The 13,512-nt window shown below is 65.7% G+C and carries 6 protein-coding genes; 1 reads left to right on the top strand and 5 read right to left on the bottom strand.

The window, feature by feature from the left end:
• Nucleotides 1–29: 29 nt before the first annotated feature.
• A complete protein-coding gene (locus tag QF819_04945) occupies nucleotides 30–2,051 on the top strand; it encodes a hypothetical protein (GenBank protein ID MDP6802507.1) in 2,022 nt (673 codons plus the stop codon).
• Nucleotides 2,052–2,057: 6 nt separating this feature from the next.
• Here the strand turns inward: QF819_04945 and QF819_04940 are convergent, their stop codons facing one another.
• The 5 genes from QF819_04940 to QF819_04920 form a co-directional block, all read right to left on the bottom strand.
• Nucleotides 2,058–6,479 (bottom strand): S8 family serine peptidase, encoded by a 4,422-nt coding sequence (locus QF819_04940; GenBank protein ID MDP6802506.1) that lies wholly within the window; start codon nucleotides 6,477–6,479, stop codon nucleotides 2,058–2,060.
• A gap of 74 nt (nucleotides 6,480–6,553) precedes the next feature.
• Entirely contained in the window at nucleotides 6,554–9,148 is a 2,595-nt protein-coding gene (locus QF819_04935) for an FG-GAP-like repeat-containing protein (GenBank protein ID MDP6802505.1), read from the bottom strand.
• A 5-nt stretch (nucleotides 9,149–9,153) separates the two neighbouring features.
• Nucleotides 9,154–11,241: a multiheme c-type cytochrome gene (locus tag QF819_04930; protein MDP6802504.1), complete on the bottom strand. Its 2,088-nt coding sequence runs from the start codon at nucleotides 11,239–11,241 to the stop codon at nucleotides 9,154–9,156.
• 208 nt (nucleotides 11,242–11,449) lie between these two features.
• The gene (locus QF819_04925) at nucleotides 11,450–12,562 is read right to left on the bottom strand and encodes a hypothetical protein (protein ID MDP6802503.1); all 1,113 of its coding nucleotides are present in this window, start codon (nucleotides 12,560–12,562) and stop codon (nucleotides 11,450–11,452) included.
• An 85-nt stretch (nucleotides 12,563–12,647) separates the two neighbouring features.
• On the bottom strand, nucleotides 12,648–13,512 hold an 865-nt coding region (locus QF819_04920; GenBank protein ID MDP6802502.1), incomplete at its 5' end, for a hypothetical protein.

Below are 13,512 nucleotides of genomic sequence, written 5' to 3'. Positions count from 1 at the left end.
GCGCGGAGCTCCCCGGGCGGATTGCGGCGGTGGTGGCGTTCGCGGGCGGGGCGGTGCGCGGGTGGAACCTCCCCGCGATTGGTGACAGCCCCTTCCACCTGCTCCGCGTGGGGCGCGATCTGCTCCGTGGATCGCTCCACGGGTATGCCACGCCCCCCGGGGGCGAAGGCGCACCTCCCGCGGCGGCGCTCCTCGTCGGGATGGCGGATCAGGTCGCCCCGACGGCGGAGGCGGCTCTCCGCCTGCCCGGCGCCCTCGCTCTCGGTGGCGCGGCCGCTCTCGCGTGGACCGTCCTCCGGAAGCGGGTCGGCATTCCACCGGCGATCTTCGGCACTGCGATGCTCCTCCTGCCCCCCGCGATTGCGTCGTCATTCTCCGCGCATCCCGGAAGCGCCGCGGCGGGGGTTCTTGTGCTGGCCGCGCTCGCGCGGGCCGCTCGGCGCGGGCCGGATCGGACGGGAGCGCTCCTCGCGTCGGCCGCGGTTCTCTCGGCACCGGCCGCCCTGCCGGTCGCCGTGGCGTCTTGTGCGCTGCCCGGTCCATGCCGTCGGCGCGCGCTGTGGATCCCGGCGGGCGTCATGGCGGGAATCGCCGCACTCTCGCTGCTACTGCCCGCCGGGTCGCGACTGGAGATCGCGCGGGCGATGCTCGGCGGCTGGAGCGCCCCCGGCCCCGGATTCCCGACGACGGTCGCGACGCTGGGCGGGGTCTGGGTGTGGGGATCGCTCCTGGTCGCCCCCTTCCTCGTCGTGACCGCAGTCGCGCGGCGCGCGATTCCCGCCGCATTCGTAATCCCCCCCGCTGTCGGCGCGGGCGTGGCGCTCCTCTTCTCCGGGCCGGAGGCCTTCGCGCAGGCGTCGCCGGTGCTGCTGCCTGCCTTCACCGTACTCGCCGCGCTGGCCCTTCATGCGGTGGCGCGGGCGCAGGCCCCCGCTCCCGACGATTCGTCGGACGCCACGCACATTCCACGCGCGCAAGTCTTCGCCCTGCTTCTGCCGTTCGTACTCATGGTGTTGACGACGCCCGCGGACCGCGCGCGCCGAAGTGCTGCCCGGGCCGAGGGGACCCGGCTGGCGCAGATCGGCGCACGGCTCCGATCGGACCCCGGTTCGGGCGACGGCGCACTTCTCGCGGCGCGCACCGGAGCGCTGTCTCTCTTCTCCGGGAGACGCACCTTCCCGCTCACTCCCCACACCGGACGCGTGTTTCCCGTGGGACTTCCGAAGGCTCCGGGAGTCGTGGTCTTTCGCGAGGGGATCCGCCCGTCTCTCCCGGCGGAACACGCACTCTTCGACAACCCGTCCTTTCTCGACCGCTACGCGCCGCTCTCCTTCCACCGGGGGCCGCGACGCACGAAGGGCGATGCGCTGTGGATGCTTCGGCGGACCCCGGCACTTCCCGAAGCCACCGGCGTCCCGGCGGATTACCGCAACGCGCTCCGGCGGGGGTGGCTGGCGGAGGCTCGCGGGGAGCGGAACGCCGCCCGGGAGGCGTTCCGGGAGGCGGCGGACGCGGAACCGCCCGGGCTGGGGATCGCGCATGAGTGGGTCGGCGTTCTGGAGGAACTGCGGCGCGACCATGACGCCGCCGAACGCGCGTTCCAGAGGGCGCGACAGGACCCGGCCACCTGCCGCGCACGCGGACACCTTGCGGACCGTGCCATCAGCCGCGGCCGGTTGGCGCGGGCCGACTCGCTCCTGAGTGAGGCCACCGCGTTCAACCCGCAGGAGGCGAAGACCTGGGGCGTGGGCGCACGGCTTCTCGGCGAGCAGGGGAGGCTGGAAGAAGCGCTGGCCGCGTCGGAGCGGGGCATTCTCCTTCGACCCGTCGAGCCGCGAATGCTCGCAAACCGCGGGACCCTTCTGTGGACCGCCGGCCTCGAAGGCGAAGCGCGCGACTTCTGGGCGCGTGCCGCGCGCGTTGACGAACGAATCCGGCGCGTCCTCGGGCGATTCGAGGACGCGCCGTCGGGAGCCCCCCCGCCTCCGCTCCTGCCGCTGTACACCGATGCGGAGTTCGCGCCGGAGAGGGCGTCGCCGGTAGAGGAGTAGCCTCCGCTACCGGACGCGAACCAGCTTGCCCTCTGCGCGGAAGTCACCCGCCTCGTACCGGCAGAAGTACACGCCGGGAGCCACCACTGATCCGTGCGCGTCCCGCCCGTCCCAGACGGCATGGTGCCGCCCGGCCGAAACGGGGCCGTCGAGCAGTCGCGCGACAAGACGCCCCCCGACATCGAAGACGCTCAAGCGCACCCGCGACGGAGTGGGCAACGCATACCCGATCCGTACCGACCCGTGGAACGGGTTCGGCGTGGAGGGGGAAAGCGAAAAGGCCGTGGCGGCTTCGTGCACAGCGACGCCGGTTGCGTCGCCGTTCACGCGAATCGGGAACTCTCTCGCCGTACCCCAGTTGCCTGCCGCGTCGCGTCCGCGAATCCAAACTGACACATCGCCCACCGGCAGAAGGGACGCATCCACCGTGTCCGAAACCGCCACGACGACGGCTCCAAACGATCCACTCATGGCCGTCCCGCTCCCCGCGGCGGCGGCTGCCGCGCCCACGCTCCACTCCGCGGCGTCCACGGGACTCCCCCCGGTCAGCGAGTCGGACACGACCGCCGTCAGCACGGCATTCCCGGGAGCCGCCACGGGAAACGGCGCCACCGAGGGAGAACCGGCGCGCACCACGGGACCGCGTGTCTCGTTCCCGGGGATTGCGATGGTGAAGACGCCATCCGAGGCGTCGGAGGAGAAGAGGGTCGGGTCGCCGTCGTCCGTGACCACCACCCGGACCCGGTAGAGATCCGAGGTCGGCAGCGCGGAAACATCCCATGAATAGGGGGAGGCTCCCGGAGCGTCGGTCAGAAGGCTCCACGACTGCCCGCCGTCGTCAGACATCTGAATGCTGACCGTATCGATCGCCCGGCCGGTCGCCGCGTCCGCCGTCGCGGTCCAGGAGATGTCCACAGGCCCCGATGACACCGCCTCCCCGCCGTTGGGTCCAACGACCGCCACATCGGGATGGTCTCCGCCCACGAGCCACTGCAGCGTGCGGTCGAGAATCTCCGCGCGGTCGGCGTCGTCCGCGACGCCCGCGTTGATTCGGGACCACTCGAAGTACATCCCCGCGTACTTCGTCGGTGTTCCGCCCCAGACGCCGTCGCCGGGTGTGCCGTTCGGAGACGCGCTTTCCCAGCGAATGCCGATGTCGCCCGGGAAGAGATCATCGTTGGACCAACTGGCGGCCCCGCTCCCCGACCCGTCCACGATGCTCACTTCGTCGCCCGCTCCCCCGTCCCGATAGGGTGTGTAGGAGATGCCGGCTGCGTAAGGATCGCTGATGGGATCCCCCGCGACCCCGATGTTGGCGGTCCAGGTGGTCGGGTCGGAGTTCCATGCCGTGTGCAGGTAGTCATTCAGCCACGCCGCCTTCACCGGACTCCAGAACCCCGAACCCATGTTCGCAAAGGCCCACGAAACATCGTGCGACACAACCGCCAGGCGGCCGCCGCCATCGTGGTACACCGACAGCGAGTCCCGCGCCGGGCGGAGGAACTGAGGATACTGCTCCCAGCCGACCTGCCACCAGACGGCGCGGTAGGAGCGAAGTCCCGTCGACGAATCTCCGACCTCCGGCTCCGTGGCCTGCGCCTTTCGCCAGGTGTTGAAGGTCCAGCCCGTCCGGGCAAAGGCGTCTTCGTACGCCTGGTCCTCAATGAAGGTGTCATCGGCGATCACCAGCAGCACATCCGCCTGCGTTCCCGTCGTGACGCGGTAGTGCCCGCCGTCGAAGTCGTCACGGACGGTGTTTCCCGCGTGGTCGGTCGAGACCACATCGAAGTAGTAGGTCGTCAGGGGACTGAGGCCGCTCAACTCATGCGCATGGGAGATGACCTGCAGCGTGTCGAGCGTGCTCCAGTTCCCCAGCGCGGGTGTCGTGCCGTACTCCACGCGGGAGTCTGCCGGAGCGTCCGTCGTCCACGAGATCGTCGCGGAGATGTCCCGGCCCACGGCCGCCACATCGCCGATGCCCGGGTCGTCGGCATCGATCATGGCCGCCGCGGTCACGACCCCGGACGGGTTCGCATCGAGATAGGTGACCGTCACTGCGTCCCCGTGCGAGACGCTGAGGAGTCCGTCACCCGGAGCCGCCACGCCGAGCGACAGCGCCACCGAACCCGTGTGCACGCCGCTCCCGCCGGTGAGTGCCACCGTCTCCCCGGCCGGTTCCGTCGTGGATGCCACCGTTACCGAGACGCTTCCCGCATCCGTGTCTTCCACGCGAATCCCGACCGCCTGCGACGGCGCGTACGAGGACGCGTCCAGCGTCAGGACACCCGCGCTTCCGCCGATGCCGCCGCTCACCACCAGAGCGTAGGGCTGCGCCCCGAAGGGCACATTCGCGCCGAGGACGCGGATCGTGTACTCCCCGGCCGTCGGAGTGGCACGCCGCACATTCTCTTCCACATTCAGCGAATCAGCGGACCCGCCGGTGGAGGACTGTCCGCCGGACCACACATTCCCGAGCCATGTGCTCGCCGCGTGGGAGACTTCCAGATCGATGTCGTTCACAAGCTGGACCGCCGCCGCGGGATCACCCGGGTAATCCGTCCAGACAAGGGTGACCTTCAGATCTTCGGAGGGGTCCGTCACGCGAACGGTGTACTCATGCGCTTCGCCCGTCGCCACACCGTCGGTGGCGTCCACGACCAGCGTCCGACGCCCGTCCCCCGGGAAGTACATCACCTGGTCGAGCAGGATGCGCCCCCACCCGATGTTCATGTCCGGGATGGAGTACGAGGAGAAGTTGTCCACGCCGGAGTTCACGAGCATCGCTTTCAGCAGCGACGCGGTCGGCGTGATCGCGTTGGCGGCCACCGCGCCACCGGTGGGATACCACCCTTCCATGAAGTACTGCCGGAGGAGCGCGGCGGAAGCCGCGAGGTTCGGACAACTCATGGAGGTCCCGGACATGTACTGGTATCCGGCATCGTTCGACCCGGATGCGGAGCGGACGCTCTGCCCGGGTGAGCAGACCGTCGGCTTCGTGCGGCCGTCCACGGTCGGGCCGCGACTGGTCGATGTGTAGATCTGGCCGGCCCACGAACCGTTCTTGGTCCCTCCCGACGAGAGAATGCTCTTCGCCGACGCCGGAGACCCGACCGAACCCACGCTTCCGCTGTTCCCGTTCGAGACACAGATGAGGAAGTCCTTGTGGCTCCAGGAGAACTGATCCGTCTGCATACAGCTGATCGTATAAGCGCCCGCGCTGGTGCTTCCCCAGCTGTTGGAACTGATGCGCGCCGCTCCGCCCGCGTTCCCGTCGTAGGCGGGCTGGAAGTAGTCGTTCAGATCCCCCGGAAGATAGAGCCCGTTGGTGGAACCGCCCGCGTCCACGAAGTAGATCTTCGCACCCTTGGCAATCCCGTCGTTGCTGCTGCCCCCGTGGGGCGAGTCATCCCCGGCGACTGTGCCGCAGGTGTGCGTGCCGTGGTACGACGCGCCGGAAGTGTCGCCGAAGAGAATGTCGCCGTAAGGCGCGGCCTTCTCGTACGCAATGACCTTCCGGTGCGTGGGGAACTGGCCCCATTCGGTGATCGGCACGGCATCATCGCGAAACATGTTGTGACTGGTTCGGATACCGCTGTCCCCGACCATGACGACCTGCCCGGTCCCGTCAATGCCCTCGTCCCAGACCTTGCGGTCTCCGCTCACAAAGGTCTGGTTCACCCACTGCACATCGGCGTTTTGAAAGCGTGGGCGCTCCGTGGGTTCAATCCAGCGCACGGCCGGATGCGCGGCCAGATCCACGATCCGCGAACGATCCACCCGACAGCGGATGGCGCGGTTGATTCCGTTGGCGGAAACCATCTCCACTTCCCCGCCGAGTTCGGTGATGCGTCCGGACACCGCACCGGTGTCTCCGTCGTCAAAGAGAAGAAGCGTGAAGTCCGCCCGGCCGCCCGGCAGCCGAGTGGACTCCTGTGCGGAGATCCGGTACGCGGGATGGTAGTCTCCCACCCATCGCACGCCGGGAACAGCGGCCAGCGCGGCACGATCCCCCGCGCGAACGCGCACGAGGAACGCATTCCGCGGAATGAACGACTCGATCCGCGCCCCCGCGGAACGGATCGCGCGCACGACGCCTTCCTGAACCGGCGCCTCCACCTGCACGAGAAGGGACACCGTCTCGTTCGGGGAGAGCGGTGCCGAAGACCGAAGCTCCGCCGGAAGCACTGGCTCCCCGACCGAAGTACGGAAGGAGAACCCGCTGGAGAGAAGCAGCCGGTCCGCCTCGCCCTTCGGATCGCTCTGGAAGCGCGAGATCAGGGGGCGAACAGGCTCGGCCGACACTCCGGTACTCGCTTCGGGATCGGGCAGCGCGGGGCGTGCAGCCGAGACCGAAACGAGGAGGAACAGCACAAAGGCAAGGGGACACAGACAGCGCGTCGCGCGCAGGACAACAGCAGACGAATGCATGGGACCTCGTTCCGCGAATGGGCAAACCGCCGGGGGGGTACTTCTCGCCAGTTTACCACCGCCACGCCGGCGGATCAACGAGCCGCGGACATCTCCCGGATCTCCTCCTCGACACACGCGAAGAGAACCTCTCCGTCAAGCGGACGCGGCGCGCGCGCCAGCTGCCGAACGCAGGCGGAGAAAAGACGCCGCCTCTCGGCTCTGCGGCCTGACTCGCTCAGCTTGTCCGAGCGGGTGTCTCCCTCTCCCGCGACGCCCTCGACCTGTTCCATCTTCTCCAGGGAGGCCGCCGCCCTTTCCAGAAGCTCCCCCGATCGTGCTCCCCGGCCATTCTCCCGGGCCAGGTACGCGCTCAACAGCAGCGCGGAGGTGGATCGGGGGTTCATCTCGTGCGCGACACGGAGGATCCTCCCGGCCGACTCCCGATTCCCCCGCGCGAGCTCCACTTCGCCCCAGCGGACAAGCGACCCGCTCTCCTCACGGTTGATGTCGTGAGCCTGCTCGAAAGCGGCCGCCGCCCTGGCGAGGTCGAAGAGGCCGCCCGCTTCCGGAATGGAGTACACGATCCCCAGCTGGAGCCATGCGCGTGAACTCGACGGATTCACGCGGGTGAGCGCCTCCCAGGCATCCCGGGCCTCCCGGTAACGCGCCAGTTCCAGGAAGCAGTTGCCGCGGTAGTACAGCGCGTCCTCGTGAACGGAGTCGAGCGCGAGCATCTCACCGTACCGCTGTGCCGCCGCGACCCAGTCGGCGCTCCCGAAGAGACGGTCCGCCTGCTTGCGCAGGTCCCAGAACCGACGGATCTCGTCCCGCGTGAGGGTCGTGCGCATGTCCGCGACGACCGCCTTCCCGGAGACATCCGAGACGCGCGGCCCCACCGGTTTCGGACGAACGCCCTCTTCCACGATCCAGCGCCGGTCGGCATCCAGCCGCGTCCACGCTTCCCTCGGTCCGCCGGGCCAGGACACGATCAGGCTGTCCACCAGCGCGGCGTCCCCCAGTCCGATGCGCACCTCCGGATCGTTCTGCGACAGGTACGACGGCCCCGCCCCCGCTTCCCGCAAGAGTGCCTTCCCGCCAGCATAGGCGATCACCCGCGCGCCCAGCCCCGACGCGTGCCCCGAGCGCGCCTTCAGCAGGAGCCCGATCCAGTGCCCGCCGTCGCTGTCGTTGCGCAGAAGCCGTGCGCGCCCCCCGTGCCGCAGGATGATCAGATCCTGGTCGCCATCCCGATCGTAGTCGGCATGAGCGGCGCCTCGTCCCACGCCGGGAGGGTCGGTTCGAATCCCCGCCTGCTCCCCGATCTCAAAGAAACCCTCTTCCGCCCCGGCGTTCCAGTACAGGTGCGGATCCATCGGAAGGAGGCGCGACAGGTCTTTCGGATCCTGGAATGTGCTCCCGTTGGCGACAAACAGGTCCAGGCGCGAGTCGTTGTCGAAGTCCACAAATCCCGTTCCCCATCCAATCAGATCCAGCGCGGACTGCCCCAGCCCCACGCGATCGGCATCGTCCATGAACTCCAGTGGCGCTTCTTCGCCCGGCGCCGACAGATCCGTGATCATGCTGGAGTACAGCGCGTTCTCCTGCGCGATCCAGTGGGTCACGAAGAGGTCCAGATCGAGGTCGCCGTCCCAGTCGCCGATCCCGATGCCCATCGCTCCGCGATAGTCGGCGACCAGCGCTTCATAACTGACATTGTCAAAAGTGCCGTCACCCCGGTTGAGGAACAGGGCGTTGTCGGAGACATCGTTGGCGACATACAGATCCGGTCGGCCGTCCGCATTGAAGTCAGCCCACGCGCAAGTCAGACTCTTCCCGCCCACGCACTCCACGCCGGCTTCCGTCACCCGGTCCACAAATGTCCCGTCGCCCTGGTTTACGAAGAACCGGTTGCCCTGAGCGTCGTGCGAAGACGGGTTGATCGTGAAGGGGAACTCTGCGGCACCGGAAGTCGGGGGCGACATGCCGTAAGGCAGCGCCTCGTAGTCCACATACCCGCAGACATAGAAGTCGAGGTCGCCGTCGAGGTCCGCGTCCGCCCACGACACCCCGGCCCAGAATCCGTCACCCGACAGGCCTGCCTCCCTTGCGACATTGCGGAAGGTCCCCTCCCCCAGATTCTCATGCAGGATGAGTTCGCCCCAGCCGGAGACGAGAAGGTCGAGATCTCCGTCGGAGTCGTAATCCGCCCACGACGCCGCCATGCCCCGATGCGGTTCCGCCACTCCCGCGGCAAGGGTGACATCCTCGAAAGTGCCGTCCCCGCGGTTTCGATAGAGCCGATCGCATGCGGCGCGCGCCTCGGGCGTGTGGAGATCCGCCCCCATCGGCGCGGCGTATCCGACCAGGAAGAGGTCGGGCCAGCCGTCTCCGTCGTAGTCTCCCCAGGCGACCCCGCCCCCCATGTCCTCGGGAAGCTGGCTGGTGCGCAGACCGGGGAAGTGTGTGAAGTCGATCCCGGCCTGTGCGGTGACTTCGGTGAAACGGAGTTCGGCGGACCCATCCCCCGCGGCGCGATCCAGCGAGCGGGTGATCCCGTCGGTTTCTTTCCCCGCGACATACGGGGCATCGGGGGTTTGACGGGTCAGAATGACCGCCGCCCCCACCACGAGGACGGGGGCGGCGCAGAAGATCAGCGTCTTCCGAATCAGCTTCCGGCGAGCGGACATACGGTCTACACGCTCCCGATTCGAACAGTGGCCGCGGCCGTCGCCATCCGCACCACGGGAGCCGTGACCTTATTGTCCTCCCCGTAGACAAAGTCCAGCAGGTACTGATCGACCTTGCGGTAATCGAGATAGGCCGTCACATGGAGCGCCCCCTCCACGCCGGTGGCATCCACGGTGAAGTCCTTCCCGATGGGAGCGTCGGGATCCGCTCCCCCGACCTGCGCCAGTTCCGACGGACACTGGAACTGGTAGCGCGCCTGATCGCTGAATCCGGGGAAGATCGCCCGGCGATACCGCACACCCACCATCTCCCACAGGTTGTGCCGATCGATGAGGTTCCCGTAGCGATCCACCGGTTCCGCCTTGAACATGAACGCTCCCGGCTCGATGAAGTGCTCTTCGTCAAGGTTGCCGCTGGAGTAGACCACCTGGCCCGCGTCGTCCGTCACTTCGATGCGGACCCACGCCTGGATGATGTCGAGCGGGCCGGTCGGGAAGTCGTGTCCGACCTTGTTCGAAGTGATGACCACGCGAAGATCCAGATCTTCACCCGGCGCCACGGCTTCCGGCGCCAGAATCTCCAGGGAAACGGCCGGGCCGGAAGGCCACTTGTGGTCGATCTCCGGAATGGCGCGTTCTCCCCGCATCCATTCCTGCGTGAGGCGTTCGTGCTCCTCCCAGCCTTCGAGATCCAGGAGCTTCGGCACGAAACTGTTGGCCGCGATGAAACGATGGTCGCGGTGTTTCCCGTCGTCGAGCGTCCTGTAGGAATCCAGATCGTCACCGCTTGCGGGATCCGTGGAGACGTTCAGCGGCATGTGGCACTCGCGACACTCCACCACGCCTTCCGGATTGTCCTCGGGGTTCCACTTGCTCTTGCGCCAGTTGTCGTACTGGTTCTGGAGCTGGACCCAGCCGACCTGATTGACCTCTTCGTCGATGAACTGCTTGTGGCACGCCGCGCAGTACTCCGGCGTCTTGAAGAGGCGCTTGGAAAACACTTCCAGATGCTTGGCGGGATAGGCGCGAATCAGAAAGTCCGACAGGAACTTCGCCTTCGGCCCTTCCTCCGTCTCGAACATATAGCGCTCGGGCTGCGCCATCACATAGTTGGCGTTGCCCTTGAGGTCCGTCTCGCGAATGGAGTGGCAGACCAGGCAGGAGACGCCTTCGTCGTATCCAAGAACGCTCGACAGATCCTCGGTGAAGATGTTCTTCGTGCCCGCGAAGAGGCTTGCCGGATCATGGCACCCTCCGCAATAGCGCGTCGACTCGGGACCGTTCTGCTGCGCCATGACCCCCTGGATCGTCTGGAAGACGGGATCCATCGAAGACCAGCGATGCGCGCTGATGGCCCACTCGTCGTAGATCTGTTCGTGACATCCCGAGGTGCCGCAGCCTTCGCTTCCGGTCAGGGACCGGTCATCGTAGGCGCCGCCGGTGAGCGTGGTGGCCAGACTCGGGCGGAAGGGGCTCTTCCCCTCTTCGTAAGCGTATCCTTCGGGAAACTCGTTGTTCCACTCCACCGGCGTGTAGAGCGCGGAAAGGGCAAATGCCACGACGAACATCCCCACCGTCCACGCAAGGACGCCGAAGGTCCAGCGCTTCTCCGCGTCCACCAGTTCCCCGGCACTCCCGGAACGGCCCTTTCGGTCACGGACCATCAGAAGCACCACATGCGGAAGGAGGAAGGCCACGAGCGCCACGGTCGTCACAATGTGGACGGTGTCCCACGCGTACGAGATGCGCGTGAAGAACAGCGCCTGGATCGAGAGCAGGACACCGGACAGCGCGTTCGCGAACATCGCGGCGAAAGCGACATAGCCGGTCAGCATGTAGTGAGACCATGCTCTCTTTCGATAGACCATCCAGTGACGCACCTGGTAGACGAGATACGGAATGACAAACACGAGCCCGCCCACCGTGTGAAGAAGGACAAGAACCTGATTCGGCACGCTGAACGGGAGAAGCCAGATCGACAGCCCGGAGAGGGTCTCAAAGAGCAGGAGCCCCGACACGAAGATCGCGAGTCGAGACTTCCACTCCTCAGCCCTGTTCGGACCGGCGGGACTGGGATTGGATGACTGGTTCATGCGAACCTCCCTGGCAGTTTGAGGCCAACTACGCTGGACCCGGGCATCCTACCCACAAGAGGGCTACCGGGTCCAGAACTCGCCTATTATCGACCAGAAGATGCCAGAGATTGAGGAAGCGGTATGCGCGGCGCCGGAGAAAGGAGATATGGTCAAAGTTTGGTGATATCGTGCGACATGGGTGGCGTGAGCACGCGCGGGCAGCGCGTCACTCGGATGGAATAAGGATCCTACCGAGTCGAAGCGACATGAATGCTGGTGCCTTGCGCAGAGTGTTCAGGACTTCCACCAGTCTTCGCGTCGTCTTCATTCTCTCGGGCCAATTCTCATGCCTGCCCGAGCCTTGCGGTGCCATGGAAGGAAAGACAATGCTCGATGTGCACTCGCTCTTCTCCCACCCGAGGAATGGATCCAGTTCCTTGGAGCGTGAGGGGGTGCCGAGTTGCACGCCGAGCAATTTGAGGATCGGGTCCCCTACGGCTTGGATGAAGTGTTGGGCGGAATCGTCAGTTTCTCGACCCGCAGGCGTCCTGAACCGCAAGGTGATGGAGTCACTCGGAAATGGGGATCGGGGATCGAGGCCGAGACGTCTACGTGGCATTCGATCCAGCCATCCCCCGGCCTTTCTCATGCGAATAGCCCAATACAGCTCCACAACCTCATCTGGCGACCGATTCTGATAAGCACGATAGGTCTGATAGAGAATGCCCTGCCCGTCTGTGCGACGTGTGAAGTCAGGGAGAGTGTCGGGTAGATTGAGTTCGATCCATTTGTACGTGAATAGTTGCGCGAGCATTTCCTTGGCAAAGCGGCCTGCTCTTGGGAAGTCAATCCAAATATCGCCATTGGAGTCAGGCGTGAGATGATGTAAGGCATGGAACCGCTCGTGGAGCGTGGTGATGGTCTTGTGAGCCCCCTTGTAGTACTCGATGCGGTGCGGCGAGGAGAAGTACGTGCCCGCTATTTCAACTGGCTGGTACAGCGGACAAGGGCACGGAGGCTCATAGAAGTGTTCCAGGAACTCTGGATACATGTGCTCTCCGCTGGAGTCCATGAGCCGTCTCGCGGACCACATTTCACATTCCTCAGCGACCTTCCTACGCTGGCCGAATAGTTCCTTGAAAAGTCCCTCATCGTCCGGGTCGTTGCAGGCAATGTATTCGAACCGGTGAGTCAGGTCTGGGCAGAATGGCAGGAACTGACCCTTGGAGAGATCCTGGAAGTGCTCCTCGTCCACAGGCTCCCCGTGCAGAACGGTGCGGGGTCTTGGTTGGTCGTCGATGCCCGCGCAGAATCCGTCAAAGGCCCGTCGGTCACTCATTTGGACTCCATTTGCGGCCGCTCGCCGCTTTCCATTGCTGGGGAAGGTTAACCAACTGCGTATGCTGGCGGAAGGCTCAAGGAGTTCATTTCACGGCCCTTCGAAGGGCTCCCACCCAGGACTCGCCGCCTTTGGCGGGCGAGACGATCGTCCGAGGGGTGGACTTCTCATCGCCTTCGGAGAGAAAGGACCGGACAAAGATCAGGGCCACATCCTTTGGAACCTTGTAACTGCCCAGTTGTCCCTCAGCGAGTTTGGCCAGCTGATCGACGAGGGGGGCTTTCTTGCCGCGCCCTTTGTGCACCTTAGATGAGCAGAACACGATACAGATCGGTTTGACGAAGCCCCCAGAATGAGCGTGGGCTAGGTGGAGTTTCTCGCAGTCAGCGGCCACTTCACGCAGCATGTTGCTGTGCCCAGCATTGAAGAGGTGAATGTACTTCACCTCGATTGCGTAGAGAAGTTCCTGACGATGCTTCCTAGGGTTATCCGTGAACCTCTCCTGTGCCAGACTAATCCTCTTGTTGATGACGTGTCGCAGGCCCTCTTCGAGGGATCCACTGGACGTCCCCGCCTTTGGGAGACGGTCATCCAGGAAGTCGGGGGAAAGGACGGCCAGGTCGAAATGGCCCCGATCACCCTTCCTGCAGTTCAGATCTGTTTCCGTGAGAGGAATGCCGCGGTATCCAGGGGTGATCTGTCCGCCTTGCCCTACCCTGAGAAGGCCACTCTTCGAGTACCGGAAGTTCGTCGGATATTCCTGATGCACAAGGGTTACGGCCAGGTTCCCAGGGCGAGCCGTCATGATCTTCGAATGTCCAGCGCGGATGTCCTGCCGCAGGGAAGTGTGCAGTTCGGCCTCGGTGAAGAACTCGTAAGGCCTAAGGCGAAAACGTCGGATCGTCTTGCGGATTCCTTCATGGACTTGGTTTTCGATATCCGTGATCGCC

This window comes from Gemmatimonadota bacterium (genome assembly GCA_030747075.1).
Classification (GTDB): Bacteria; ARS69; ARS69; order ARS69; family ARS69; genus ARS69.
Note: the sequence above shows the minus strand (reverse complement) of the source record. Positions and strands in the feature narration are given on the sequence as shown.